28 protein-coding genes are annotated in these 24199 nt (G+C 67.0%); 9 read left to right on the top strand and 19 right to left on the bottom strand.

Going from position 1 to position 24199, the window contains the following annotated elements; all coding sequences use genetic code 11:
* Positions 1-86 precede the first annotated feature (86 nt).
* Positions 87-713, top strand: coding sequence for a methyltransferase family protein (locus ACW170_RS13455; protein ID WP_492087152.1), 627 nt, complete (start codon positions 87-89; stop codon positions 711-713).
* Here ACW170_RS13455 and ACW170_RS13450 read toward each other — a convergent pair.
* Genes ACW170_RS13450 through ACW170_RS13440 form a run of 3 tightly spaced genes read right to left on the bottom strand, consistent with a single transcriptional unit; the run spans position 710 to position 3140 of the window.
* Positions 710-1525 carry a LytTR family DNA-binding domain-containing protein gene (locus tag ACW170_RS13450; RefSeq protein WP_492087151.1) on the bottom strand — a complete coding sequence of 272 codons (816 nt, stop codon included), beginning with the start codon at positions 1523-1525 and terminating at the stop codon, positions 710-712. The genes ACW170_RS13455 and ACW170_RS13450 overlap by 4 nt on opposite strands.
* Positions 1522-2187, bottom strand: coding sequence for a DUF2306 domain-containing protein (locus tag ACW170_RS13445; protein WP_492087150.1), 666 nt, complete (start codon positions 2185-2187; stop codon positions 1522-1524). Before ACW170_RS13445 ends, ACW170_RS13450 begins: the two co-directional genes overlap by 4 nt.
* Before the next feature lie 47 nt (positions 2188-2234).
* Positions 2235-3140 carry an AraC family transcriptional regulator gene (locus ACW170_RS13440; RefSeq protein ID WP_492087149.1) on the bottom strand — a complete coding sequence of 302 codons (906 nt, stop codon included), beginning with the start codon at positions 3138-3140 and terminating at the stop codon, positions 2235-2237.
* A 144-nt stretch (positions 3141-3284) separates the two neighbouring features.
* On the opposite strand from ACW170_RS13440, the gene ACW170_RS13435 reads away from it, so the two are divergent.
* Complete coding sequence (locus ACW170_RS13435) at positions 3285-4169, top strand: oxidoreductase (RefSeq protein ID WP_492087148.1); 885 nt, start codon at positions 3285-3287, stop codon at positions 4167-4169.
* 7 nt (positions 4170-4176) lie between these two features.
* Here ACW170_RS13435 and ACW170_RS13430 read toward each other — a convergent pair whose 3' ends face one another.
* The gene (locus tag ACW170_RS13430; protein WP_492087147.1) at positions 4177-4932 is read right to left on the bottom strand and encodes an SDR family NAD(P)-dependent oxidoreductase; all 756 of its coding nucleotides are present in this window, start codon (positions 4930-4932) and stop codon (positions 4177-4179) included.
* A gap of 76 nt (positions 4933-5008) precedes the next feature.
* On the opposite strand from ACW170_RS13430, the gene ACW170_RS13425 reads away from it, so the two are divergent.
* Positions 5009-5260, top strand: coding sequence for a CopG family ribbon-helix-helix protein (locus ACW170_RS13425; protein ID WP_492087146.1), 252 nt, complete (start codon positions 5009-5011; stop codon positions 5258-5260).
* Positions 5260-5547: a type II toxin-antitoxin system RelE/ParE family toxin gene (locus ACW170_RS13420; protein WP_492087145.1), complete on the top strand. Its 288-nt coding sequence runs from the start codon at positions 5260-5262 to the stop codon at positions 5545-5547. Before ACW170_RS13425 ends, ACW170_RS13420 begins: the two co-directional genes overlap by 1 nt.
* A gap of 6 nt (positions 5548-5553) precedes the next feature.
* Here ACW170_RS13420 and purF read toward each other — a convergent pair whose 3' ends face one another.
* The 10 genes from purF to rpsF all read right to left on the bottom strand — a co-directional run bounded on the left by purF (position 5554) and on the right by rpsF (position 13974).
* Positions 5554-7059 (bottom strand): amidophosphoribosyltransferase, encoded by a 1506-nt coding sequence (gene purF, locus ACW170_RS13415; RefSeq protein ID WP_492087144.1) that lies wholly within the window; start codon positions 7057-7059, stop codon positions 5554-5556.
* Between the two features lie 27 nt (positions 7060-7086).
* A complete protein-coding gene (locus ACW170_RS13410; RefSeq protein ID WP_492087142.1) occupies positions 7087-7683 on the bottom strand; it encodes a CvpA family protein in 597 nt (198 codons plus the stop codon).
* Between the two features lie 28 nt (positions 7684-7711).
* Positions 7712-9091 carry a DNA repair protein RadA gene (radA, locus tag ACW170_RS13405; RefSeq protein WP_492087141.1) on the bottom strand — a complete coding sequence of 460 codons (1380 nt, stop codon included), beginning with the start codon at positions 9089-9091 and terminating at the stop codon, positions 7712-7714.
* Positions 9092-9160: 69 nt separating this feature from the next.
* Positions 9161-10213, bottom strand: a complete 1053-nt coding sequence (gene alr, locus ACW170_RS13400) for an alanine racemase (RefSeq protein ID WP_492087140.1) — start codon at positions 10211-10213, stop codon at positions 9161-9163.
* Positions 10214-10262: 49 nt separating this feature from the next.
* Positions 10263-10514, bottom strand: coding sequence for a hypothetical protein (locus ACW170_RS13395; RefSeq protein WP_267513585.1), 252 nt, complete (start codon positions 10512-10514; stop codon positions 10263-10265).
* Between the two features lie 45 nt (positions 10515-10559).
* Entirely contained in the window at positions 10560-12050 is a 1491-nt protein-coding gene (locus ACW170_RS13390; protein ID WP_492087139.1) for a replicative DNA helicase, read from the bottom strand.
* 108 nt (positions 12051-12158) lie between these two features.
* Positions 12159-12524 (bottom strand): hypothetical protein, encoded by a 366-nt coding sequence (locus ACW170_RS13385; protein ID WP_492087138.1) that lies wholly within the window; start codon positions 12522-12524, stop codon positions 12159-12161.
* A 186-nt stretch (positions 12525-12710) separates the two neighbouring features.
* A complete protein-coding gene (gene rplI, locus ACW170_RS13380; RefSeq protein ID WP_271165877.1) occupies positions 12711-13295 on the bottom strand; it encodes a 50S ribosomal protein L9 in 585 nt (194 codons plus the stop codon).
* 1 nt (position 13296) lies between these two features.
* Entirely contained in the window at positions 13297-13575 is a 279-nt protein-coding gene (gene rpsR, locus ACW170_RS13375) for a 30S ribosomal protein S18 (protein ID WP_008259463.1), read from the bottom strand.
* 12 nt (positions 13576-13587) lie between these two features.
* Positions 13588-13974 carry a 30S ribosomal protein S6 gene (gene rpsF, locus ACW170_RS13370; protein WP_040349448.1) on the bottom strand — a complete coding sequence of 129 codons (387 nt, stop codon included), beginning with the start codon at positions 13972-13974 and terminating at the stop codon, positions 13588-13590.
* A gap of 219 nt (positions 13975-14193) precedes the next feature.
* On the opposite strand from rpsF, the gene ACW170_RS13365 reads away from it, so the two are divergent.
* The 5 genes from ACW170_RS13365 (at position 14194) to ACW170_RS13345 (ending at position 20719) form a co-directional block, all read left to right on the top strand.
* Positions 14194-15786 carry a carboxyl transferase domain-containing protein gene (locus ACW170_RS13365; RefSeq protein WP_492087137.1) on the top strand — a complete coding sequence of 531 codons (1593 nt, stop codon included), beginning with the start codon at positions 14194-14196 and terminating at the stop codon, positions 15784-15786.
* Between the two features lie 49 nt (positions 15787-15835).
* Entirely contained in the window at positions 15836-16735 is a 900-nt protein-coding gene (locus ACW170_RS13360) for an enoyl-CoA hydratase-related protein (protein WP_492087136.1), read from the top strand.
* Between the two features lie 78 nt (positions 16736-16813).
* Complete coding sequence (locus ACW170_RS13355) at positions 16814-17761, top strand: mechanosensitive ion channel family protein (RefSeq protein WP_492087135.1); 948 nt, start codon at positions 16814-16816, stop codon at positions 17759-17761.
* Positions 17761-18777 (top strand): threonine aldolase family protein, encoded by a 1017-nt coding sequence (locus ACW170_RS13350; protein WP_492087134.1) that lies wholly within the window; start codon positions 17761-17763, stop codon positions 18775-18777. The genes ACW170_RS13355 and ACW170_RS13350 overlap by 1 nt, the downstream gene beginning before the upstream one ends.
* A 61-nt stretch (positions 18778-18838) precedes the next feature.
* A complete protein-coding gene (locus ACW170_RS13345; protein WP_492087133.1) occupies positions 18839-20719 on the top strand; it encodes an ABCB family ABC transporter ATP-binding protein/permease in 1881 nt (626 codons plus the stop codon).
* On the opposite strand, the gene ACW170_RS13340 is transcribed toward ACW170_RS13345, so the two are convergent.
* The 5 genes from ACW170_RS13340 to ACW170_RS13320 all read right to left on the bottom strand — a co-directional run bounded on the left by ACW170_RS13340 (position 20710) and on the right by ACW170_RS13320 (position 24077).
* A complete protein-coding gene (locus ACW170_RS13340) occupies positions 20710-21189 on the bottom strand; it encodes a chemotaxis protein CheE (protein WP_492087132.1) in 480 nt (159 codons plus the stop codon). The two genes, ACW170_RS13345 and ACW170_RS13340, sit on opposite strands and share 10 nt — an antisense overlap.
* Positions 21186-21686: a response regulator gene (locus ACW170_RS13335; RefSeq protein ID WP_492087131.1), complete on the bottom strand. Its 501-nt coding sequence runs from the start codon at positions 21684-21686 to the stop codon at positions 21186-21188. Before ACW170_RS13335 ends, ACW170_RS13340 begins: the two co-directional genes overlap by 4 nt.
* Positions 21687-21801: 115 nt before the next feature.
* Entirely contained in the window at positions 21802-22749 is a 948-nt protein-coding gene (locus tag ACW170_RS13330; protein ID WP_492087130.1) for an acetyl-CoA carboxylase carboxyltransferase subunit alpha, read from the bottom strand.
* A gap of 114 nt (positions 22750-22863) precedes the next feature.
* Entirely contained in the window at positions 22864-23157 is a 294-nt protein-coding gene (locus ACW170_RS13325) for a DUF1902 domain-containing protein (RefSeq protein WP_492087129.1), read from the bottom strand.
* A 17-nt stretch (positions 23158-23174) separates the two neighbouring features.
* The gene (locus ACW170_RS13320) at positions 23175-24077 is read right to left on the bottom strand and encodes a site-specific tyrosine recombinase XerD (RefSeq protein WP_492087128.1); all 903 of its coding nucleotides are present in this window, start codon (positions 24075-24077) and stop codon (positions 23175-23177) included.
* Between the last annotated feature and the right edge of the window lie 122 nt (positions 24078-24199).

The following is a 24199-nucleotide window of genomic DNA, read 5'->3' as shown; positions in this document are numbered from 1 at the left end:
TTCGAGACCGATTTTCGCTCGCAAACATACCGCTTGCTCGCCCGGTGAAAGCGGCGCTTGGATTTGGGGGTAATCCGGAGCGATTTATGGCTACGATCCAAGCGTTCGACCTTCAGGCGGTTCAGAAAATCCGGAAGGGCGCTGTTCTCGTCGCCTTGGTGGTCCTGGTCGGCTTGACCATGGTGTCTCAGTCGGCCACCGGTCCGCACAGTCCCGTTCATGAAGGCGTCGAGGCCGTCGGCCTGGCCGCCATCGTATTCGCCATCGTCGGCCGCGCCTGGTGCTCGCTCTATATCGGCGGACGCAAGAAGGCCGAGATCGTGTCGCGCGGTCCCTATTCGATCAGTCGCAATCCGCTCTATATTTTCAGCTTCTTCGGCGCCTTCGGCATCGGCGCCCAGAGTGGCAGCCTCACCCTGGCGATTCTGTTCACTCTCGCGTCTCTCGCGGTGTTTTATCTGACGGTGCGCCGCGAGGAGGCCTGGCTGGGCGCGGCTTTCGGCGCCGACTATATGGCGTACAAGGCCCGCACGCCGCGCTTCATACCGCGGTTTTCGCTGTGGCGCGACGAGGTGGAATTGTCGGTGCGGCCGTCCTTCTTCCTGACGACCATCCGCGACGGTCTGGTCTTCCTGTTGGCGATCCCGCTGTTCGAAGCCATCGACCTGGCCCAGGCCGAGGGTTGGCTGCGGGTTCTGGCGCGGCTGCCCTAAAGGGGGCGACCCAGCCGTACCAGAACGGCGTCGCGATAGGTGCGGCTGACCACCAGTTCTGCGCCGCTCTGCATCGTCAGCCGCCAGGATCCGTCCGACAGGGGCTGCACCCCCTCGACCCGCGCCAGATTGACTAGGGTGGAACGGTGGATGCGGGCAAACAGGCGCGTATCCAGACGTGTCTCCAGCGCCTGAAGGGTGTCACGGACCAAGCCCTCGCGCCCGTCCCAGTTAACGACCACATAGTTGCCTGCCGAGGCGAACCACTCCACGGCCCTCAGATCGACCGAAGTACGGTTTCGTCCGGTCGACACGAGCAGGCGAGCGTCGTCCCGCAGGTCTTTGGCCACGGCCAGGGCTTGTGTGATGCGGCCGATCCGGTCTTGGGCTTCACGCGCCTTGCGCCAATGGGCGGCGGCCATACCGGCGGCGATGATCGCCGTGTAGAGCAGCAAGGCGATCGGCAGCCGGTCGATGGTCCTCTCCATCCAGTCGCCCGGCATGACGGCCATGTTCAGGAAGGCGAGGTCAAGCCGTGTGTCGAAGGCCGACACCAGGGGCACGATGAGAATTGTCGCTGCGCTCAGGACGCCTGCTGTCTTCCACCCCGATCCCCACAGCCGAATCGCACCCCAGACCAGGGCGCCGACGCCCAGCCAGGGCGCATAGGACAGGCCGGCCCACAGCAATGATGTCGAGATCGCCAGTTCCGGCCGGTCGCGCCGAAGATACCAGGCCACCGACACCACCGTCGCCGCGTAGGAATAGGCGGTGAATCCCGCCATCACGACGGCGACCGTCGGCCTTTTCATGCCGGCTGGGCGCGGCGCCGCAGGATCAGGATCGCCGTCCAGATTGCGGCGATCAATGGGAACAGGACGGACGGCCAGAGCTGGCTCCAGGGCTGGGGCAGGAAGGTCAGGAAATTGCCGGAAAAGGCGCTCAGCACCGCAGCATAAGCGCTAAGCACCTTCACCAGATGCTCGTATCTCCACAAGTGCGGCGAGAATGGCCAGTCTCGCGGACGCAAAAACCGCCACAGGTCCCACGCCGCGACCGACAGCGCCCAATAGGCCAAGGCTTCAGAGACCACGGGGGGGCCGTCCGAGCGGCCCAGGCCGATCAAGGCCAGCACCCAGACGCCGATGCCCAGGGCGCCGAGCGTCGCCGCCCAGTCCATCGGCCTGGCCCGGTCCTGGGGTTGGATGTCGGGCCGTTTGCGCCCCAACACCCGTACGCCTGAAAACAGGGTCAGCGAGGCCGTGGCCGAGAGGGCGAGGAAATAGGTGTTGAAGCGCAAAGCGGTCATCACCCAGGCGCAGGCCAGCAGGATCGTCATCAGCACCACAAAGGCGCGGCCCCACAGCCGATGCGCGCGCGAACCCTTTGCGGTCAGCAGGGGACCGAAGCCAACCAGGACGGCGGCCATGCCGGTCGAGATGTGCAGGACGAGGAAGGGCTGGAACAGGGTCATGTCCGGCCCATGACCGCTGCTCTCGACCTGCGGCAAGGCGCCAGGGATCAGATGCAGCCGTTGGGGACGAACGCTCTGCCGACCGTCAGGCTTTCGCGCATCCGCGCCGCGTCGCGACCTGGCGGCAGGCCGAACTGGCGGGCGTATTCGCGGCTGAACTGGGACGGGCTGTCATAGCCGACGGCGAAGCCGGTTTCGGCCGCGCCGTCGCCGCCGCTCAACAGTCGGGCGCGCGCCTCTCGCAGCCGCACCTGTTTGTGGAACTGCAGCGGGCTCATGGTCGTCACCGTGCGGAAATGCCGGTGGAAGGTCGACAGGCTCATGCCCGCCAGGTCCGACAGGGCCTCCAGCCGCATCGGTTCGGCGTAGTGGGCGCGGATCCAATCGATGGCGCGGCTGACGCCCGACAGGCGGCTTTCGGTCGAGCCGATCTGACGCACGGTGGCGGCGTACCGGCTGTGCAGCAGCCGCCAGACCAGCTCGCGCTCGATCATCGGCATCATTACGGCGATCTCTGCGGGCCGGTCCAGAAGGCGCAACAGGCGGGCCATGGGCTCCAGCAGTTCGTCCTCCAACCGCGTCACATGGATGCCGGATGGCGGCGGCTGATCCGAGGCGGCAGGGGCGTCGATCTCCAGCATCAGGCCGGCGATGGTCGCGGGGTTCAGGTCAAAGCTGAGGGCGCGATAGGGCGCCTCTACGATGCTGCCGCACACCGGCAGTTCGGCCGACACCACCAGGCAGTCCCCGGCCCGATAGGAATAGACCGTCTCGCCCAGGATCGTCTGTTTGGCGCCGCACACCACCAGGCACAGCATGGGATCATAGGCGACGGCGATCATTCGCGTCTGCGTGTCGCTGCCATACAGGCGCAGGCCAGGCACGGCGGAGCGCGACAGGTCCGGCGGCGCGTGGCGCGCGACGATGTCGGTCATTTCGGGCAAGAGGCTCATGAACGCATCCAACGCTCGTCGTCACGTTCGCGCAAGCCGACGCGTGGAGCTTGACAGGATTGTGCAAGAGAACGCTCGGATCGCCCTAACCCGGTGCGGCCGAAACGGCGTCTTCTCCTCCTTGTCAGACAGAGGAGACTTCCAATGACAACGACCACTCAAAAGACCTGGTTCGTCACCGGCGCGGCCCGTGGGCTGGGCGCTGGCATCGCTCGGGCGGCCTTGGACGCCGGCGATCGCGTCGTCGCCGCCGGTCGAAACCGCGACGCCCTGGTCAAGACCTTCGGGCCGGATAGCGACACCGTCCTATCCGTGGCGCTGGACGTCACCGACACGGCCGCCGTCGCCGCCGCTGTCGAGGCCGCCAAGGCCCGCTTTGGCCGCATCGACGTGCTGGTCAACAACGCCGGCTATGGCCACCTGGGCATCTTCGAGGAGACGACCAGCCACGACGCGCGCATCCAGTTCGACACCAATGTCTTCGGCCTGTTCGACATGACCCGCGCCGTCCTGCCGGTCATGCGTGCCCAGGGTTCGGGGCATGTGTTCAACGTCTCGTCCGTGGGGGGCATGGTCGGCGGGGCGTCCGGCGCGATCTATTGCGCCTCCAAGTTCGCCATCGAGGGCTTCAGCGAGTCGATCGCCCAGGAAGTCAGTCCCTTCGGCGTCCATGTGACCATCGTCGAGCCGGGCTTCTTCCGCACCGACTTCCTGGACGCCTCATCGGTCGTCTACGCCGCCCATCCCATCGCCGACTATGCTCAGGCCTCGGCCGCACTTCGCGGATTCTATGACGCCCGCAGCCATAACCAGGCGGGTGATCCGGCAAGGCTGGGTCAGGCTCTGGTGGCCTTGGCCAATGCCGAAAATCCGCCCCTGCGATGGGCGGCCGGGACGGACGCCTTGGGCATGATCGAGGGCAAGATCGCCGGGCTGACGACGGAGTTGGAGGCCTGGCGCGACCTGTCCGCCTCCACCGACGGCGACTTCGCTTTCCGTGAGGAGCCGGGCGCCGGCGCCTGGGGCTGACCTCGGCCTAGACCAGGGCTTCCGCCGTCGGTCCGGCCTTCCAGTCGCGGAAGCGGATCGTCGGCGGGGGCGTGGCGTCGCCGCGCGCCAGGTCGACGACCAGTTGGCCGATCTCGGACGGGTGGGGCAGGGTCTGCGGGTCTTCGCCGGGGAAGGCCTGGGCGCGCATGGCCGTGCGCATCCGGCCGGGATCGACGATGCTGACGCGGATCGGGGTGCTCTCCACCTCGTCCGCCCAGGCCTTGATCAGGGCTTCGGCGCCGGCCTTGGTCGCGGCGTACATGCCCCAGAAGGCGCGGGGCGTCGTCGCCACGCTTGAGGTGAAGTGGATCGCTCGCCCGGCGTCGGAGGCGCGCAGCAGCGGCTCCAGCGAGCGGATCAGTCGATAGACGGCGGTGAAATTGACCTTCTCGACCTTGGCGAACTCGCGCGGATCGGCGTGGGCCACCGGCGTCAGGCCTGACGGCCCCATGGTCGCCGCCGCCTGGACCCAGATGTCCAGCTTCTTGAACCGTTCGAAGATGGCCCCGCCCAGTCGGTCGATCCCGCCGCCATCGACCAGGTCGAACGGGACCAGGGTCGCGTGCTTGCCGGTCGCGGCGAAGATGGCGTCGTCCAGTTCCTCAAGCCCGCCTTGCGTCCGCGCCGTGGCGACCACGTGCGCGCCGGCCTTGGCCAGCGCCAAGGCGCTCTCGTAGCCGATACCTCGAGAGGCCCCGACGACGAGGGCGATACGGTCTTTCAGGGGCAGGACGTCAGTCATCCTAGGGTGGTAGGAGTGGCGATGCGACGGGTCAATGTGTTATGATGTGTTCAGATGTGCACAGGAGCATTCCGCCATGGCCGCCAGCACGACCGTCACTGTCCGCATGAGTGGAACGCTCAAAGAGCGGTTGGGGCTGCTTGCCGAGAAGACCCAGCGTACGCAGTCTTTTCTCGCTGAACGCGCCATCGCCGGCTACGTCGATCGCGAGTTGGAAATGATGGCGGCCGTCGAGCAGGGACTGGAAGATTTTCGCAACGGCGAAGTCGTTTCGCACGATGAGGCCAAGCGTCGGATTCGCGAGACCATCGCCAAATACGAACCCTGATGCGCGCAGTCGTCTGGTCGCGGCGGGCCTTGCTCGAACTTACCCATGCCATCGACTATCTCGCACAGCGAAACCTGGCCGCCGCCCAACGGATCGAGTTGAGAATCCTCGAGACGACGGAAAAGCTAGCCGCACGGCCCATCGGGCGACCAGGCAAGCGGCCCGGGACGTATGAGAAGCTCGTCACCGGCGCGCCACATCTGATCGTCTACGCCCTGACCGACGGCGCCGGCGGCGGCCAGGTTCAGATCATTCGCCTGTTCCATACGGCCCAGGATCAGGGTTGATATCCCTCAGGCGCTGACGAGCAACGACAACTGCTTGGCCCCAAATTCCCGGCCGCCTTCCTCGATCTCGCGATCCAGCAGACGGGTGGGGTAGTCGCCGGTGAAATAGTGGTCGGTGAACTGGGGGGCGGCGTTGTTGCGGCCGGTCTCGCCCATGGCGCGGTACAGGCCGTCGATGGACAGGAAGCCGAGGGAATCGACCTCGAGCAGTTCGCGCATTTCTTCCAGCGTCTTGTTGGCGGCCAGCAGTTGGGCCCGTTCCGGCATATCGATGCCGTAGAAGTCGGGGAACAGGATCTGCGGGCTGGCCGAGCGCAGGTGGACCTCCGTCGCGCCGGCGGCGCGGACGGCGCGGACCAGTTTGACCGAGGTGGTGCCGCGCACGATGGAATCGTCGATCAGCACGACCCGCTTGCCGGCCAAAGCCGACTTGTTGGGGCTGTGCTTCATGCGCACGCCCTTCTGACGGGCGCCTTGGCTTGGTTGGATGAAGGTGCGGCCCAGATAGTGGCTGCGGATGATGCCCATCTCGTAGGGGATGCCGCTTTCCTGAGCATAGCCCAGGGCCGCCGGCACGCCCGAGTCCGGCACCGGCACGACGATGTCGGCCTCGACGCCCAGTTCGCGGGCCAGGCCCCGGCCCATCTCCTTGCGGACCTCATAGACCGAGCGGCCGTTCACGACCGAGTCGGGGCGCGAGAAATAGACATATTCGAACAGGCAGGGGCGGGCGGCGCGGGCGGGGAAGGGCTTGATCGATTCCACGCCGTTCTCGTCGATGACCACGACCTCGCCGTGTTCGACGTCGCGCACGAAGGTGGCGCCCATCATGTCCAGGGCGCAGGTCTCGGAGGCCAGAACCCAGGCCTCGCCGACCTGGCCCAGCACCAGCGGGCGGATGCCCAGCGGGTCGCGCGCGCCGATCATCTTGTGACGGGTCTGGGCGACCAGGGCGTAGCCGCCCTCGATCCGCGCCAGGGCGTCGATGAAGCGGTCGACGATCTTGGCCTTACGGCTGCGGGCGATCAGGTGAAGGATGACTTCTGAGTCCGACGTGGACTGGAAGATCGCGCCTTCGCTGACCAGCTGGCTGTGCAGGAATTTGAAGTTGGTCAGATTGCCGTTGTGGGCGATGGCGATGCCGCCCTGGTCCAGATCCGCGAACATCGGCTGGATGTTGCGCAGGAAGGATCCGCCGGCGGTGGAGTAGCGGGTGTGGCCCACGGCCGCGCGGCCGGGCATGCGGGTCATCAGGTCGGCGCCGCCGAAGGCCTCGCCCACTAGGCCCTGGTGGCGTTCCGTGTGGAACCGCTCGTCCTTGACGCTGGCGATGCCGCAGGCTTCCTGGCCGCGATGCTGCAGGGCGTGAAGGCCCAGGGCGACGATGGCCGAGCCTTCGTCCTCGTCAGCGCCCCAGACGCCGCAGACGCCGCACTCCAGACGAAGCTGGTCGTCCTCCGGCTCGCGCCAGTGCTCGCGGTGAACGACGGGATCGGCGATATGGTGGCGCATCGTGGGGCTCCGATGACCGGGGGAAACTTAAGGGGCGGCTTCGCGCGGCGAGTTAGTCTCGGATTGCGTCCGAGGCAAGGCTTCGTCGTTCGAAAACCCTTTGCGCACGGATGAATCCACCACAGGCGTGATCGCATCGGCGCCCCGCCCGATCCCGGGCAGGATGATCTGGATGGCCCGGGCGCCCACGGCGCTGACCTTGTAGAGGGCGGCTTCGCTGAGCCAGCGCGGCGTCCGTTCGCCCGGCATGGCCGCGACGATGACCAGATGAACGGCCCCCAGCAGCACCAGGGCCCGGCCTGCGCCGACGAAAACGCCGATAAACCGATCGACTCCGCCCAACTGGGGATGCGCCTGGGCCTGCTTCGACAGATAGGAGCCGAAGATGCGGATGCCGAAATAGACGATCAGAAAGGCGACGATGGCCGCAAGGATGGTTCCAGCCCAGTCCGGATTGACCAGGGCGCGGCCCAGCATCGCCGTCCACGGCAACGTTACCAAGGCGATCAGGGCCGCCAGCAGGGCGCTGAGCAGGGTGATGACCTCGCGCACGCCCCCACGCACCCAGCCGGCGGCTGCGGAGAACAGGATCACCACGATGGCGAAGACGTCGTAACCGGTCACTCAGAGGTCCAGCGGCTGTTGCGTCCGACTAATAGCGGTTTTGCGAGATTCGTTCGACCACATCCGTCAATCGTGTCGCCGACGTCACCTTGACCCCCTTGGTCTTGCCGCCGTTCTGGGCCAGGGGCGGGCAGAGCACATGTTCAAAGCCCAGTTTCTGGGCCTCCCGAACCCGCGCCTCGGCTCGGCCGACGCTGCGGACCTCGCCTGACAGGCCGATCTCGCCGAACACGACGCAGCCCTGGGGCAGGGGCATGTCCAGCGCGGAGCTGATCAGGGCCGCCGCCGCCGCCAGGTCCGCCGCCGGCTCATTGATCCGCAGGCCGCCGGCGACGTTCAGATAGACGTCCTTGTCCCCGAACCCCAGGCCGCACCGGGCCTCCAGCACCGCCAGCAACATGGCCAGGCGACCGGAATCCCAGCCCACCACCGCCCGGCGCGGGGTGCCATAGGCGGACGGCGCCACCAGGGCCTGGATCTCGACCAGCACCGGCCGCGATCCCTCGATCCCGGCGAAGACCGCCGCGCCGGGCGCCCGGTCCTTGCTGTCGCCCAGGAACAGGGCCGACGGATTGGCGACTTCGCGCAGGCCGCTGTCGCCCATTTCGAACACCCCGATCTCGTCGGTGGCGCCGAACCGGTTCTTGCCGGCGCGCAGGATGCGGAACGGATAGCCGCGCTCGCCCTCGAAGGTCATGACCGCATCGACCAGGTGTTCGACCACGCGCGGCCCGGCGACCTGACCGTCCTTGGTGACGTGTCCGACCAGGACAACCGCCACCCCTTGCGTCTTGGCCAGTCGCACCATCTCGCCGGCGCAGGCCCGGACCTGGGTGATGGAGCCGGGTCCGCTCTCATGGACGTCGGACCACAGGGTCTGGATCGAATCGACGATGACGATGTCGAACTGCTCGCGTTTCAGCGTGCCCAGGATGTCGCGCAGGGCCGTCGCCGCCGCCAGATTGACCGGCGCCTGTTCCAGGCCCATCCGCTTGGCCCGCGCCCGGATTTGCTCAACCGCCTCTTCGCCCGAGATATAGGCGATCCGCCCGCCTCTAAGCGCCGCCTTGGCAGCCACCTCCAGCAGCAGGGTGGACTTGCCCACCCCCGGATCGCCGCTCAGCAGGATGGCCGATCCCGGCACAACGCCGCCGCCGCAGACCCGGTCGAACTCGGCCACGCCCGTGGTGATGCGCGGCGGTTCGGGCGTGTCGGATTGAAGGGTTTCGAATTGCAGGCCTCGCCCGCGCGCAGACGCAGCCGCTGAGGGCTTGATCGCGCCCGGAGGCGCGGAACGGCTCTCTTCAGTCAGGGTGTTCCACTGCCCGCACGACGCGCATTGGCCCGACCACTTGCCGTGGACCGAACCGCAGGACTGACAGACATAGAGGGCGGAATCGCGAGCCATGGACTTCCTTAGCAGACAGGCGGGCGAAGTGTGTCGGCCGCGCTTGGCCCTTTATCGCCGCCCGCGACGTCAGCTTCGGTCGTAGCGCCCGACATGGGCGCGAGGAACCCGGTCGCTGACGGCCGTCATCAGTTCATAGCTGATGGTCCCGGCCGCCGCCGCCGCCTGATCCAGCGACCGATTGGCGCCGAACAGTTCGACCCGGTCGCCGACCGCGACCTCCAGGCCGGTCACATCGACAGTGCAGACGTCCATCGACACCCGCCCCAGCAGCGGCCTGATTTCGCCCGCGATCCAGGCCGCGCCGTGCGCTCCAAAGGCCCGCATCACCCCGTCGGCATAGCCCGCCGCCACGACGGCCGCGCGCACGGGACGCTCGGCGACGAAGCCTCTGGAATAGCCGATGCTTTCGTCCGGCTTTACGTCACGGACCTGCAGCACCTCGGCCGTCAGGGTGGCGACGGCGTCGATCCGGTCGTCCGGCCGCCCCTGCGGCCCGCCGCCATACAGGCAGACGCCGGGTCGTACGGCGTCGAAACTGTAGTCGCGCCCCAGGAAACAGCCGCCCGAATTGGCCAGCGACCGCGTCATGCCTGGATACCGCGCCGCCGCCGCCGCAAAGGCGTCGCGCTGGCGCCGGTTCATCGGCTGGTCCGGCTCGTCGGCGCAGGCCAGGTGGCTCATGACCAGATCGAGGCCCTCGAACGGCTCCGGCGCGTCTTCGGGACTAAAGCCCAGCCGGTTCAGACCGGTGTCGATCTGTATTCCGCAGGCGCCGCCGCCGGCTTCGGCCCAGGCCTGCCTCTGTTTCGGCTGGTTCAGCACCGGACGCAGGTCGGCCGCCTTCAGCACGCCCGCCGCGCCGTCGTGGCAGCCGTCCAGCACATAGATGGTCGGCGCATCCCCCAGCGCCGCCCGCAGCGTCACGCCCTCGTCGGCGCGGGCGACAAAGAAGGTCCGCGCCCCCTCGGCCATCAGCCGGGTCGCGCAGGCTTTGGCGCCAAGCCCGTAGGCGTCGGCCTTGACCACCGGATGCACCGGAACCCCCGTCAAGGCCTCCAGCGTGTGGAAATTGCGGGCGAGAGCGTTCAGATCGACGGACAGCAGGGCGGGGGAGGGCATGGCGGCCCTTATTGGCGCAACTTCCCGACGATGGAAGGCCTGACGCCGATCAATCCTCGTCGCTGAACGGCGGGGGCAGTCGTCCGGACTTGAAGATGATGGTCGGTTCTTCGTCGTAGTCGCCCATCTCGGTGTCCGCCGAGACCGAAAAGGCCACCACGCCCAGCCGCAGGGGCGCCAGTCGTTCCGCTTTGCGGCGCGCCTCCTCGGCGTCCTTGCAGCCCACCTGCGGCTCGGCCTTCAGCCCCTTGCCGCGTCCCTGCACATAGGTCTGGAGGATGTAGACGGTTTCACTGGCCATCCGCACCCAAGGGGCCTGTTCGCGGTCGAGGTCAACCGCTGCCTGCTATTCGTAGCTGACTTCCTCATAGCCGTGCGCCAGGTTGCCGAACCGGACCGTGTCGGCGTCGAAGGCCAGTTTGACGATGCCGATGGGGCCGTGGCGTTGCTTGCCGATGACGACCTCGGCCTGGCCTTGCAGCCGGTCCATGTCCTGCTGCCATTGCAGGTGTTCCTCGGTGCCTTCGCGCGGCTCGGCCCGGCCCAGGTAGTAGCTTTCGCGATAGACGAACATCACGCAGTCGGCGTCCTGCTCGATCGAGCCGGATTCGCGCAGGTCGGACAGTTGCGGCCGCTTGTCCTCGCGCTGCTCGACCTGACGCGACAGCTGGGACAGGGCGATGATCGGCACCGACAACTCCTTGGCCAGGGCCTTCAGGCCGCCGGTGATCTCCGACACCTCCTGCACCCGGTTCTTCTGCCCGCCGCTGTCGCCGGTCGTCACCAGTTGAAGATAGTCGACGATGATCAGATCCAGCCCGTGCTCCATCCGCTTCAGCCGTCGCGCCCGCGCGGCCAGCTTGGACATGGACAAACCGCCGGTGGCGTCGATGTAGAGGGGGCTCTCGCCGATCTCGACCGCTGCGTCGCGCAGCTTGCCGAAGTCGGTGGCGTCGATCTCGCCCTTGCGCAGCTTGTCGGACGACACGCCGGACGCATCGGCCAGGATACGCATGGCCAGCTGTTCGGCGCTCATTTCCAGCGAATAGAAGGCGACGACCCCGCCGTTGACCGTCTTGCGGCCCTCGGGCGTCGGTTCCCACTGATAGGCGCGGGCCACATTGAAGGCCATGTTGGTGGCCAGCGCCGTCTTGCCCATCGAAGGACGGCCGGCGAGGATCAGAAGGTCGGAGGGGTGCAGCCCGCCCAGTTTGCGGTCCAGGTCGTTCAGGCCCGTCGCCAGACCCGCCAGCTTGCCTTCGCGCTGATAGGCTTCGGCCGCCATCTGAACGGCGCCGGACAGGGCGTGGGAAAAGCTGACGAAACCGGACGACGGCTTGCCGGTCTCGGCCAGCGAATACAGGGTCTGTTCAGCCTGTTCGATCTGTTCGTCGGCCGGCGTCTCGGGATTGGGCGCCTCCTTGATGATCTCGCCGCCGATGCGGATCAGGTCGCGGCGCAGGGCCGTGTCATAAACCACCCGCGCATAGTCGGGGGCATTGGCCGCCGGCGGCGCCCGGTCGACCAGATCGGCGAAATAGCGCAGGCCGCCGAACTCCTGGAAGGCCGGATCCTGTTTGAACCGTTCCATCAGGATCGTCGGTTCGGCCAGCATGCCCTGGCGGATATGATCCTCGATCGCCTCGAACAGCCGCTGGTGGAAGGGCTCGTAGAAATGCTGGCCGCGGAGGCGGTCGCTGAGCCGTTCGAACACGCCGTTGTCGAACATCAACGCGCCCAGCAGCGCCTGTTCCGCCTCCAGATTATGGGGCATCGAGGCGACGCCGCTGGAGTCCATCGGCGAGGACGAGAAGGGCATGGGGGCGAAGGCGTTCATTGTCTTAACGCTTTATCCCTGACACGCGCCTGCGTCAGTCGGGAACGTCGCCGTGACCGTGGACAGTTCGTCCGGCCTGTGGGTGAACGGGAATTCCCTAATCAGGCATCATGCCGGGCAGGGGTATTTCTGCGCCATCCATTCACGCACGGCCTGGGTCGTGCTGATGCTGCGCCGTTCGGCGGGAATGGTGTTGAACCGAGCCAGAATGTCGTCGGCCGAGAGGCTGACTTTATCCGGCATACAGGTGGCGGGGCGTCGTCCCGCAGCCGTCGCCGCAGTCTGTTCCGTGCGCACGGTCTGCACCGCGCCGCGGAACTCCCCCATCAGCCGACGGGTGTCGGACCGCAGCAGGGCGGTGGGGTTGCGGGGAATGCCGTTGGCTGTGGTCAGGAATTCCTGGACCGACATGGCCTGCGCGGCGCCTGCGACCAGCGTCAGGGCTAGGACGCCCGCGGTGATTTTGGCCTTCATAGTATCCCCCTTCAAACGTGAACCGCGAGATTGAGCGGCGATATGTGGCGCAACGGGGGCGCGAAGCGGGCTTGGTTCTGAAGCTTTAGTAATCTTCGCCCGCGGACCAAGCAAAAGGGGCGCGTCCCTTTCGGAACGCGCCCCCTGATGTTTCCGGCGATCCGACCCAGAGGGGTCGGGTCTGGATCAGGCTTCGTCGCCGAAGCCTTCTTGTTGACCGGCGCCGCCTTCGATCAGTTCCTGGGCCGATTGCTCGGCGGCCTGGCGCTCATCGTCGAACTGGCTGCGGATCACGTCCTCGCCCTTGGCTTGACGCTCGGCTTCATCCATCGAACGGGCGATGTTGATCTTGACCGATGCGCGGACCTCGGCGTGCAGGCGGACCGGCACTTCGTGGACGCCCAGGGTCTTGATCGCCGTGTTCAGGACGACCTGCGAACGCTCGACCTTGCCGCCTTCGGCCTGGATGGCCTCGGCGACGTCGCGGCCGGCGACCGAACCGTACAGGTGACCGGTTTCACCGGCCTGACGGATCATGATGTAGGTCTGGCCGTCGATCTTGTCGGCGACCTTCTGTGCATCGGCCTTGTTCTTCTCGTTGCGCTGCTCGATGGCGGCGCGGTCGAGTTCGAACGCCTTCAGGTTGGCGGCGGTGGCCCGGCGGGCCTTGTCGCGCGGCAGAAGGAAGTTACGGGCGAAGCCGTCCTTGACGGACACGACGTCGCCGATGGCGCCGAGATTCTCGACGCGTTCCAGCAGAACGACCTTCATCTTACTTCACCACATACGGCAGGAGGGCCAGATAGCGGGCGCGCTTGATGGCCTTGGCCAGTTCGCGTTGCTTCTTCTGGGAGACGGCGGTGATGCGCGAAGGCACGATCTTGCCGCGTTCGGAGACGTAACGCTGCAGCAGCTTCACGTCCTTGTAGTCGATCTTCGGCGCATTGGCGCCCGAGAACGGGCAGACCTTGCGGCGACGATAGAAGGGGCGGCGGCCGGCGGCGCCGGAGCCAGCCGGGGCGCCCGGGGTCGGGGCGGTGGTATCGGTCATGTTCCGGGTTCCTTATTCGGCGTCGGCGGCGGCGTCGTCGCGCGGGGTGCGCTCGCGCTCACGCTCGCGTTCACGCTCGCGGCGGGCCAGCAGCGGCGACAGTTCCAGGTCGAGTTCCTCGACGCGGACGGTCAGCCAGCGCAGCACGTCTTCGTTGATGCCCAGCTGACGCTCGACTTCGGCCATGGCGGCCGGAGGGGCGTCGACGGCCAGCAGCGAATAGTGAGCCTTGCGGTTCTTCTTCACGCGGTACGTCAGGTTGCGCAGACCCCAGTACTCGATCTTGGCGACGGAACCGCCACCTTGCACGATCAGGTCCTTGATGGTGTCGTTCAGCGCTTCGGCCTGTTGCGCCGAGATATCTTGGCGCGTCATGACCGTGTGCTCGTAAAGAGCCATGCGGTAGTCTCCCTTGTGGGCGTCGGCGCGGAAACGACCGGGTAAGTCGATCCCCACGATGGCTCCTGGCGCGGCGGCCGGACCGAACGTCCAACCCTTTGGTGTTCCACGACAGGACCGAAGCCCTGGAAAGGCGGGGCCTATAGGGGAAAAGGGGCGGCGAGGCAAGGATGGTCGCAGGCGCTTGTGACGCTCCGCCAGCCCGCCTAAACCAACCCCATGCCGAAGCTGACGTCAGCGGTCGATCCGCAGAGCCCCAGATACAAGTCCCTGCACGCGCACAACAGCGCCCTGGTCGCCGAACTTCGCGACCACGTGGCAAAGGCCGCGCGCGGCGGGTCCGACAAGTCGCGCGAACGCCATGTGGCCCGTGGCAAGCTGCTGCCACGCGACCGGGTCGAGCGGTTGCTGGACCCCGGCTCGCCCTTCCTTGAGATCGGACAGCTGGCGGCCCACGGCATGTATGACGGCGAGGCCCCGGCCGCCGGCGTGATCGCGGGGATCGGGCGCGTCTCGGGCCGCGAGGTGATGATCGTCGCCAACGACCCGACGGTGAAGGGGGGCGCCTATTTCCCCATGACGGTGAAGAAACACCTGCGCGCCCAGGAGATCGCCGAGCAGAACCGCCTGCCGTGCGTCTATCTGGTCGATTCCGGCGGCGCAAATCTGCCGCACCAGGCCGAGGTCTTCCCCGACCGCGACCATTTCGGCCGCATCTTCTTCAACCAGGCCCGGATGAGCGCCAAGGGCATTGCTCAGATCGCCTGCGTCATGGGACTGTCCACCGCCGGCGGCGCCTATGTGCCTGCCATGTCGGACGAGACGATCATCGTGCGCAACCAGGGCGCCATCTTCCTGGCCGGCCCGCCCCTGGTGAAGGCCGCCACCGGCGAGGTCATCTCGGCCGAGGAACTGGGCGGGGCCGAGACCCATGGTCGTCGCTCGGGCGTGGTGGATCATGTGGCCGAGAACGACGAACATGCGCTGGAGATCGTCCGTTCCATCGTCGCCAATCTGAACACGACCAAGTCGGTGGACATGGACGTGCGCGAACCGCGCGCGCCGGCCTTCGCGGCCGAAGAGTTGTATGGCCTGATCCCTGACGACGTCCGCGCTCCCTATGATGTGCGCGAGGTCATCGCCCGGCTGGTGGACGGGTCCGAGTTCGACGAGTTCAAGGCTCTGTACGGCTCGACCCTGGTGTGCGGTTTCGCCCGCATCTGGGGCTATCCGGTCGCCATCCTGGCCAACAACGGCGTCATCTTCTCCGAAAGCGCCCAGAAGGGCGCCCACTTCATCGAGCTGGCCTGCAAGCGCAAGATCCCGCTGCTGTTCCTGCAGAACATCTCGGGCTTCATGGTCGGCGGCAAGTACGAGGCCGGCGGCATCGCCAAGGACGGCGCCAAGCTGGTCACAGCCGTCGCCTCGGCCGAGCTTCCGAAGTTCACCGTCCTGATCGGCGGCAGCTTCGGGGCCGGAAATTACGGCATGTGCGGCCGCGCCTATTCCCCGCGCTTCCTCTTCACCTGGCCGAACAGCCGGATCGGCGTCATGGGCGGGGAACAGGCGGCGTCGGTCCTGGCCACCGTCCACCGCGACGCGGAGACCTGGTCGCCTGAGGAGGCCGAGGCCTTCAAGGCCCCGATCCGTCAGAAGTATGAGGACGAAGGCAATCCCTATTACGCGACGGCGCGTCTTTGGGACGACGGCGTCATTGATCCTGCGCAAACACGGGATGTGCTCGGTCTGGCTATATCGGCGAGCCTGAATGCGCCGATCCCGGAGACCACGTTCGGCCTCTTCCGGATGTAACCTATTCTTCCGCCCTTCGTTGGAAGCGGAACCTCAGATGGAGACGACCATGGCCGAGCAACCGACCGAAGCCGAACTGAACGCCCTGGACGTCACCGACGCCGAGGCGGCGGAGATCAACAGCATCGCCCATCCGCTGCTGGCCGACGCCGCGCCGGACGCCAATGACGACCTGGTCCAGATCCGGTCCACCGCCGATGGCGTCGTCTTCGTCACCATCAACCGGCCGGCCAAGAAGAACGCCTTCGACGCCGCCACCATCGCCGCCCTGCACGAAGCGTTCGAAACCCTGCACGGCGCCGACCATGTGCGCGCCGTGTTTGTTCGCGGGGCGGGCGGAACCTTCAGCGCCGGGGCTGACCTGAACTGGATGCGCGACGCCGCCGACTGGTCCGAGGCGGACAACCGCGACGACGCCCTGGGTCTGGCGAAGATGTTGAAGGCGCTGCACGACGTGCCCGCCCTGACGTGCGCCATCGTCGAGGGCGCGGCCATGGGGGGCGGGGCCGGCATCGTCGCCGCCTGCGACATGGCCGTGGCGGTCGAGGGCGCGCGTTTCGCCTTCTCCGAGGTCAAGCTGGGCCTGATCCCGGCGACCATCGCCCCCTATGTGATCGAAGCTGTCGGCGCCCGCCGCGCCCGCCAGCTGTTCCTGACCGGCAACAGTTTTGACGCCGACTACGCCGCCCACGCGGGTCTGATCGACCTAGTCCTGCCCGAAGGGTCGGTGGACGAATTCATCGCCATGCTGACGGACAGCCTGACCGGCAACGCGCCCGGGGCCATGGGCGAGGCCAAGCGACTGGTCAACGACATCGCCGGTCACCGGATCGACAATGGCCTGCTGGACGATACGGCCAAACGCATCGCCCGCGCTCGTGTCTCGCGCGAAGGCCAAGAGGGGGTCAGGGCGTTCCTGGACAAGCGCAAACCTGATTGGGCGGGGTGACCGCTTCGCAGGCGCCGATTGTCGAATATTGACCCTTGCGGGGGTTCCAATCGGCGCCTCAGGCGTTAGACCCGCCCCATGTTGAGCGCTTCCCCTATCGCAGAAGCCGTCGCCGCTGGGCGTCAGGCCGTCGCCGTCGACACCGTCATGATCGCCAAGATCACCGACATGGCCGGCGACTTCGCCATCAATCTGACCGTCGCCGCCCTGATTTTCGCAGCGACGCTGTTCGCGGCCAAATGGGCGGCGCGGCTGGCGCGCAACGCCCTGTCGCGGATCGGGGCCTTCCGGCATGATCAGACGGTCCTGAGCTTCGGCGTTCAGGTGGTCAGGGTGGTGGTGATCATCATCGGCATGATCGCCGTGCTGCAGCGCCTGGGAGTGCAGACGACCTCCATCATCGCCGTTCTAGGCGCCGCCTCCCTGGCGGTCGGCCTGGCGCTGCAAGGGACGCTGTCGAACGTGGCGTCGGGGATTATGCTGCTGGTGTTGAGACCTTACCGGGTCGGAGACGTGGTCGATGTGGGCGGCATGGCCGGCACGGTGCAGCGGCTGGATCTGTTCACGACCCAATTGTCGAACGCCAACAACCACAAGATCGTCATTCCCAATTCCAAGGTTCTGAGCGACCCCCTGACCAATCTGACCGGCCAGCAGACGCGGCGGATCGAGATCAATTTCGGCGTCGGCTATGGCGACGACCTGAACAAGGCGCGCTGCGTCCTGGCCGATATGGCGGCGGCGCACGAGAAGGTGCTGGATGACCCGCATCCGTGGACGGGCGTGACCGGCCTGCTGGACAGCGCGGTTCAGGTGACTCTCCACGCCTGGGTCAAGGTCGAGGACTGGTGGCAGACCCAGGCCGATCTGATGCAGGCCGGCAAGGAAGCGCTGGACGCCGCCGGGATCGAGATTCCCTTCCCGCATCAGGTCGCCGTGCCCTATGGCGACGAGGATGTCATGCCTGTTGTCCGTGTGCGGACCATTGAAGACGGCAAGAGCGATTTGACGGCGAAGAAGAGCTGATGCGTTACGATTTCGGATCCGATAACACCGCCGGCATGGCGCCCAGCGCCGTCGAGGGCCTGATCCAGGCCAACGCCGGATTCGCTCCTTCCTATGGCGCTGACGAGATGACGGCGCGGGCCGCCGACCAGATTCGCCAGAGGCTGGACGCTGATGCAGACATCCGGTTCGTCTTCAGCGGCACGGCGGCGAACGCCATCGCCCTGTCGATGCTGGCCTTTCCGTTCGAGGCGGTGATGGCCCACCATACGGCCCACGTCTGCACGGACGAGACGGGCGCGCCTGGGTTCTTCGGCCAGGGCGTCGGCCTGATCGGCCTGCCCGGCCTGTCGGGCCGGATCGATCCGCTGGCGCTGAAGGCGCAGCTGGCCGAGCCTGAGGTCGGCCATCGGCAGCCGCCGGCTGCCCTGTCCCTGACCCAGGCCACCGAATATGGCGCGGTCTATACCGAGGAGGAGCTGCGCCATCTGATCGAGCCGGTGAAGGCGAGGGGCTATGGCGTCCATATGGACGGGGCGCGGCTGGCCAATGCGGCGGCGGCGGGTTTCGACCTGAAGGATATCCCGCGCCTGGGCGTCGACATCCTGGTGTTCGGCGGGGCCAAGGCGGGCGCCAACTGCGTCGAAGCCATTGTGCTGTTTGACAAGAGCCTGGCGCGTCGGCTGGACAACCGGTTGAAACAGGCCGGGCAGGTGGCGTCCAAGGCGCGGCTGCTGGCCGGGCCGATGCTGGGTCTGCTGGAGAGCGGCGACTGGGAATCGGGCGGCGCCCACGCCAATCTGATGGCGCAACGGCTGGCTGCGGGTGTGGCGACCCGTTCGCCGTATGTGCTGGCGCACCCCGTTGAGGCCAATACGGTGTTTGTGCGGATGCCGGCCGAGGCGCACCAGAGGCTGAACGCCCTGGGCTGGGCCTGTTATCGGTTCGACGATGGATCGGTGCGGTTCGTCTGTTCCTGGGCGACCCGGGAAGAGGTCGTCGACGAACTGCTCGAGGCGATCGCGGGCCTGAACTGAGCCGTCGGGCGTCTGCGGCCTTTTCCCGGTCGCATAGACTGTCCATATGCGGAGCATGGCGATGCGCGGAGAGCGCTCCGGCGGCCGGCGCGACCCTATGGTCAAGGCGCAACAGGCGGGGAGCATGCAGGAAAAGACGGAAGGGCCCCCCACGCTGAAGGCGTTGGCGGATCTGGTGCGGCTGGTCGGCCGATCAGGCGCCCCGCATTTGCGGTTGCGTCTGGCTTCGGCCATCGGGCTGACGCTGGCGGGCAAGGGGCTGGGGGTGCTGGCCCCGCTGGTGCTGGGCGCGGCGGTGAACCGGCTGGCGGCCGGGCAGGGGGCGGCCGTGGCGGTCGGCTGGGGCTTTGCGGCCTTCGCCGTGGGTTGGGCTCTCGTGCGGTTCCTGTCGGCGGCGGCGCCGCAGATATCGGATGTCGTGTTCGCTCCGGTTCGCGCAGCCGCGCAACGGGCGACGGCGGCCGAGGCCTTCGCCCATGCGCTGAGCCTGTCCTTGGATTTCCACCAGACCAAACGGTCCGGCGCCCTGTCGCGGACGATGGATCGAGGGTCGCGGGCGGTGGATTTCCTCCTCCGCATCCTGGCCTTCAACCTGGTTCCGACAGGGTTGGAGCTGATTCTGGCGGCGGCCGTGCTGGGCGGCAAATACGATTGGCGCTTCGCCGCCGTCGCGGTGGCGGTGGTGGTGGTCTACACGGTCACGACCTTCGCCCTGTCCAACTGGCGGCTGGAGCATCGACGGGTGATGAACGCCGCCGATTCCGAGGCGGCGGGCGTCTCGGTCGATGCCCTGCTGAACTATGAGACGGTCAAGTCCTTCGGGGCCGAAAGTCGAGCGGCCCAGACCTATGATCGGGCGCTGGGCGACTACGCCCAGGCGTCGCTGAAGGCCAATAGTTCTCTGGCCCTCCTGAACGGGGTGCAGGCCCTGATCATGAACATCGGCCTGGGCGTCATGGCGGTGATGGCCGGGTTCGAGGCCGCGGCGGGTCGGATGGGGCCGGGGGATGTGACAGCGGCGGTGCTGATCATGATCTCCCTGTATGCCCCGCTGAACATCCTGGGCTTCGCCTATCGTGAAATCCGCCAGTCCTTCATCGACATGGAGGAGATGCTGAAGGTGACGCGGCAGACGCCGCAGGTGGCGGATGCGCCGGACGCGCGTCCTCTGCCCCGGCCAGAAAATGAACGCGGCGCCGCGGTCGAGTTCCAACACGTGGGTTTCCGCCATGACGCCCGCGCCAATGGACTGGAGGACGTCAGCTTCGTCGCCGCGCCGGGGACGACGACGGCCCTGGTCGGACCGTCGGGCGCGGGCAAGTCCACTATCGTCAAGCTGGCCTTGCGGCTCATCGACCCGCAGGAGGGGCGGGTTCTGATCGATGGTCATGACGCGCGCGCCGTGACCCAGGCTTCGTTGCGGGCGGCGGTCGCCCTGGTGCCGCAGGATGTGGCCCTATTCAACGACAGCCTGTACGCCAACATCGCCTTCGCCCGGCCCGAAGCCGACGAGGCCCAGGTCTGGGCGGCGGCCGAAGCGGCGGAACTATCGGACTTCATCCGCGGCCTGCCCGACGGCATGGCGACGCGGGTGGGGGAGCGGGGGCTGAAGCTGTCGGGCGGAGAACGCCAGAGAGTGGGGATCGCCCGCGCCCTGCTGGCTGACCCGTGCATCCTGATCCTTGATGAGGCCACCAGCGCCTTGGACAGCCGCACCGAGGCGGCGATCCAGAAGACGCTGAGGAGGGTCAGCGCAGGTCGCACCACCCTGGTGGTGGCGCACCGGCTATCGACGGTGGCGGACGCCGATCAGATCCTGGTGCTGAAGGCCGGGCGGATCGTCGAACGTGGAGCCCACCATGAACTGGTGGCGCGGCTGGGCGGGGAATACGCCGCCCTGTGGCGCAAGCAAACGCGGACGGGTCGGGCGGTTCAGGCCTGAGCTTGAGGAAGCTTGCGTTTGAGGACCTCGCCGAGGTTGGCCATGATGGCCGTGCGCGCCTCGGGCGTTTCGGGGGCGTCGGCCGGAAGGGCCAGCAACAGCTTCATGGCCTGGGCGTGGACCGTGGCGATACGCCAATCGAAGCCGCCCTCGCGCGGGGCGGCGTCCAGAAGGTCGCACAGGCCCTTGGCCGCCGTGCAAAGGTCGTCCAGAGCGAAGGGGCTGGCGGCGTCGATGATCTGGCTTGAAGCGGCGTAGGCGGCATCCAACCGGCTGGATTCGGAGATGTCGGATGCGGACTCGGCCAGCAGGGCGGCGATGTTCTCGACGATGATGGCGTGGCCTTGGTCTTTCAGCGCATCCAGATTGGCTTTGGCCTGGGCCAGGGCGACGCCGACGCTGACGCCGCCGGGACCATCAATCATCTCGGCAAGGCGGGAGGGCCGTCTGGGGTGGGTGATGACCGTCATGCGAATTCCACCGTCTTGGTGCTGATCATGCGGCCGCGCCGCTCCTCGCCCTCATAGCCGTCGTTTCGAAACCGGCGGTCCGGCCCCAGGTAGTCGCCGACCTCAAGGAAAGGGCGGTCGTCGCGAGCGACCCACAGGATCCGTTCCAGCAGCAGGGCGGCGCTGAAGGGCTTGGTCACGACGAAGTTGGCGCCGCAGTCGCGCGCCTCGGCCACCCGTCCTCGGCGGATGTGACTGGCGGTCATGATGACGGGCGTGAAGGCGTTTGGGTTAGGCCCAGAACGTCGCAGCCAACGCACCAGTTCGAATCCGTCAATCTCGGGCATGTCGGTGTCGACCAAAAGCAGATCGACCGGTTTTTCCTGAAGGATACGCCGCGCCTCGACGCTTCGCCCGATGGTGAAGGCGGGGCGGACGCCGAAGCCCGCGAGGACACCTGTCGTAAGGGCCAGGGAGAACGGGGAATCATCGACGACCATGGTGATGGCGCCGCTCAAGTTGAAAACCGCGCTGTCCCTCAGAGAGTCGCCCGCCGCCATGCCCGCCAATGCTCTGTCCGATAAGACCGGCAGGGTCGCGCCATATGATGGACGGGCGATTAACGCCGTTCGGTCAGAGGGCGCCGATGGCGTAGAATCGGTCGGCGCGCCGGGTCTTGATCTGCTGCGGCGACAGGCCTTCGAAGGTCTTCAACTCTTCGGCCAGGACGTCGCCGACATTGGCCATGGCGGCGTCGCGATCGGCGTGCGCCCCGCCGACGGGTTCGTCGATCAGACGATCGACAATCTTCAGACCCATCAGATCCGGGCCGGTGATCTTCATCGCCATGGCCGCGTCGCGCGCCCGGGCGCCGTCGCGCCACAGGATGCCGGCCGCGCCCTCGGGCGAGATGACCGAATAGATCGAATGCTCCAGCATCAGCACGCGGCTGGCCGCCGCGATAGCGATGGCGCCGCCCGATCCGCCTTCGCCCGTGATGGTGGCGATGGAGGGCACGCCCAGGGTCAGGCAGCGTTCGGTGGAGCGGGCGATGGCCTCGGCTTGACCGCGCTCCTCGGCGCCCAGTCCCGGATAGGCGCCGGCGGTGTCGATGAAGCTGAGAACCGGAAGGCCGAACTGCTCGGCCATGTCCATCAGGCGCACAGCCTTGCGATAGCCCTCGGGCCGGGCCATGCCGAAATTGTGGGTGATGCGGGTCGCGGTGTCGTGGCCCTTTTCGTGGCCCATGATCACGACCGGACGGCCCCGGAAGCGGGCGAGGCCGCCCAGGATGGCCTGGTCGTCGCCGAACTGGCGGTCGCCGTGCAACTCGTTCCAGTCGGTGAAAAGGCTTTCGACGTAATCGATGAAATGCGGCCGCTGGGGGTGGCGCGCCACCTGGGTTTTCATCCAGGGGTCGAGACCGGCATAGGTCTTCTTGCGCAGTTGCCCGGCCTTCTTGCGCAGGCCGGCGATCTCGGCGTCGAAGCCGCCCGAGGTTTCGGACAGGGCCGACAGTTCCTCGATCTTGGCTTCCAGATCGGCGATCGGCTTTTCGAAGTCGAGATAGTGCGTGGCCATAAAGGCGTCCGGGACTGCAGGCGGGAAACCGCCCCTAGGGAAGGCGGGGGAAACTAGAGAGGTCGAGGCGACGGGGCAAGCGGCGGTTCTCCAGAGTTCGCACCACCGCGACCCTCACCCTTTCGCGCAAGACCGATCACTGCGTTCTCGGGCGCTCAAGCCCTCTCCCGCTGGGAGACGGAAGGGAAGAGCCGCGACTGTGAAATGTCCTGCAGCCTCGAACCGAATGAGGGTGTCGCCGATAATGTTCATATTCTCGGCTAGAAGCTCGGCGGCGAAATGCCGGGCCAGCACTTCGAACTCGGTCAGCGTCGCTGTTTGGATCACGAGGCCAACAATGTTGGAGTCGCTGAACCAGACTTCCGCCTCCGGATCCCAGATCGCCTTGACGTAGAAATCCTCGGCCATGGCTCGAATATGCGCTGTCAGTCATCCCGCGCCAAGGGGTGGTTCTGCTGGACGACTTGGGCCAGGCGGTCGGTGGCGACGTGGGTGTAGATCTGGGTCGTGGCGATGTCGGCGTGGCCCAGCAGGGTCTGGACGACGCGCAGGTCGGCGCCGCCCTCCAGCAGGTGGGTGGCGAAGGCGTGGCGCAGGACGTGGGGGCTGACGCGGGCGGGGTCGATCCCCGCCGTGATCGCGGCTTCGTCCAGCAGCTGGGCGAAGCGGCGCGGGGTCAGATGGCCCGTGCGGCCGGACGACGGGAAGAGCCAGGGGCTGTCCGGGGCCTCGGCCTTGCGCTTTGCGTCACGGGCGATCAGCCAGGCCTTAACGGCCTCTCGGGCGGCGGTGTTCAGCGGCGCCAGGCGTTCCTTACCGCCCTTGCCGCGCACGATCAGATAGGCGGGGTCGCGGCGGACAGCCTCGACCTTGAGCCCCAGCAGTTCCGACACCCGCAGCCCAGAGGCGTAGGCCATCTCGACAAGGGCGACTAAGCGTAAGCCCGCCGCCGCATCGCGAACGGCCGAGGCGCTCAGCAGCCTGTCGATCTCGTCACGGCTCAGCAGTTTGGGCAGCGGGCGTCCCTGTTTGGGCGCATCCAGCCGGCGCGAGGGGTCGTCGGTGCGCCAGCCTTCTGCCAAGGCGAAGCGGTAGAACTGCCGTGCGGAGGACCGGCGTCTGGCGGCGGTGGCGGCGGACAGGCCGCGTCGCGACAGGTCGGCGAACCAGATTTCCAGCGCTGCGGCGTCCGCCTTCATCAGTCCGCCGGCGTCTGAAAGAGCGGTTTCCGCGTCGCTCAGATCCCGCCCATAGGCCGACAGGGTATGGGGCGATGCGTCGCGTTCGACCGCCATCATTTCCAAAAAGGCTTCGATCTGGGGCGTCATGGCGCAATCCGTTCTGCGAACGGATGGCGTGTGGTCAGGCTTGGTGTAGAGGTTTCCAGGATCATGCCTGCCTGCGTCGCCGCCTTCTCCGTTTCCTCGACCGTCTGTTCCGCCGGAGCCGC

The sequence above is a fragment of the Brevundimonas sp. FV2ps16 genome, assembly GCF_058681075.1.
The sequence above is the reverse complement of the archived record's forward strand: the minus strand, read 5'-3'. Positions and strand labels throughout refer to the sequence as shown.

What these genes read in the sequence shown, in the direction of transcription:
- ACW170_RS13455 (WP_492087152.1), top strand. Translation starts at nt 87, where the DNA reads ATGGCTACGATCCAAGCGTTCGACCTTCAGGCGGTTCAGAAAATCCGG.
- ACW170_RS13450 (WP_492087151.1), bottom strand. Translation starts at nt 1,525, where the DNA reads ATGAAAAGGCCGACGGTCGCCGTCGTGATGGCGGGATTCACCGCCTAT.
- ACW170_RS13445 (WP_492087150.1), bottom strand. Translation starts at nt 2,187, where the DNA reads ATGACCCTGTTCCAGCCCTTCCTCGTCCTGCACATCTCGACCGGCATG.
- ACW170_RS13440 (WP_492087149.1), bottom strand. Translation starts at nt 3,140, where the DNA reads ATGAGCCTCTTGCCCGAAATGACCGACATCGTCGCGCGCCACGCGCCG.
- ACW170_RS13435 (WP_492087148.1), top strand. Translation starts at nt 3,285, where the DNA reads ATGACAACGACCACTCAAAAGACCTGGTTCGTCACCGGCGCGGCCCGT.
- ACW170_RS13430 (WP_492087147.1), bottom strand. Translation starts at nt 4,932, where the DNA reads ATGACTGACGTCCTGCCCCTGAAAGACCGTATCGCCCTCGTCGTCGGG.
- ACW170_RS13425 (WP_492087146.1), top strand. Translation starts at nt 5,009, where the DNA reads ATGGCCGCCAGCACGACCGTCACTGTCCGCATGAGTGGAACGCTCAAA.
- ACW170_RS13420 (WP_492087145.1), top strand. Translation starts at nt 5,260, where the DNA reads ATGCGCGCAGTCGTCTGGTCGCGGCGGGCCTTGCTCGAACTTACCCAT.
- purF (WP_492087144.1), bottom strand. Translation starts at nt 7,059, where the DNA reads ATGCGCCACCATATCGCCGATCCCGTCGTTCACCGCGAGCACTGGCGC.
- radA (WP_492087141.1), bottom strand. Translation starts at nt 9,091, where the DNA reads ATGGCTCGCGATTCCGCCCTCTATGTCTGTCAGTCCTGCGGTTCGGTC.
- alr (WP_492087140.1), bottom strand. Translation starts at nt 10,213, where the DNA reads ATGCCCTCCCCCGCCCTGCTGTCCGTCGATCTGAACGCTCTCGCCCGC.
- ACW170_RS13395 (WP_267513585.1), bottom strand. Translation starts at nt 10,514, where the DNA reads ATGGCCAGTGAAACCGTCTACATCCTCCAGACCTATGTGCAGGGACGC.
- ACW170_RS13390 (WP_492087139.1), bottom strand. Translation starts at nt 12,050, where the DNA reads ATGAACGCCTTCGCCCCCATGCCCTTCTCGTCCTCGCCGATGGACTCC.
- ACW170_RS13385 (WP_492087138.1), bottom strand. Translation starts at nt 12,524, where the DNA reads ATGAAGGCCAAAATCACCGCGGGCGTCCTAGCCCTGACGCTGGTCGCA.
- rplI (WP_271165877.1), bottom strand. Translation starts at nt 13,295, where the DNA reads ATGAAGGTCGTTCTGCTGGAACGCGTCGAGAATCTCGGCGCCATCGGC.
- rpsR (WP_008259463.1), bottom strand. Translation starts at nt 13,575, where the DNA reads ATGACCGATACCACCGCCCCGACCCCGGGCGCCCCGGCTGGCTCCGGC.
- rpsF (WP_040349448.1), bottom strand. Translation starts at nt 13,974, where the DNA reads ATGGCTCTTTACGAGCACACGGTCATGACGCGCCAAGATATCTCGGCG.
- ACW170_RS13365 (WP_492087137.1), top strand. Translation starts at nt 14,194, where the DNA reads ATGCCGAAGCTGACGTCAGCGGTCGATCCGCAGAGCCCCAGATACAAG.
- ACW170_RS13360 (WP_492087136.1), top strand. Translation starts at nt 15,836, where the DNA reads ATGGCCGAGCAACCGACCGAAGCCGAACTGAACGCCCTGGACGTCACC.
- ACW170_RS13355 (WP_492087135.1), top strand. Translation starts at nt 16,814, where the DNA reads ATGTTGAGCGCTTCCCCTATCGCAGAAGCCGTCGCCGCTGGGCGTCAG.
- ACW170_RS13350 (WP_492087134.1), top strand. Translation starts at nt 17,761, where the DNA reads ATGCGTTACGATTTCGGATCCGATAACACCGCCGGCATGGCGCCCAGC.
- ACW170_RS13345 (WP_492087133.1), top strand. Translation starts at nt 18,839, where the DNA reads ATGCGCGGAGAGCGCTCCGGCGGCCGGCGCGACCCTATGGTCAAGGCG.
- ACW170_RS13340 (WP_492087132.1), bottom strand. Translation starts at nt 21,189, where the DNA reads ATGACGGTCATCACCCACCCCAGACGGCCCTCCCGCCTTGCCGAGATG.
- ACW170_RS13330 (WP_492087130.1), bottom strand. Translation starts at nt 22,749, where the DNA reads ATGGCCACGCACTATCTCGACTTCGAAAAGCCGATCGCCGATCTGGAA.
- ACW170_RS13325 (WP_492087129.1), bottom strand. Translation starts at nt 23,157, where the DNA reads ATGGCCGAGGATTTCTACGTCAAGGCGATCTGGGATCCGGAGGCGGAA.
- ACW170_RS13320 (WP_492087128.1), bottom strand. Translation starts at nt 24,077, where the DNA reads ATGACGCCCCAGATCGAAGCCTTTTTGGAAATGATGGCGGTCGAACGC.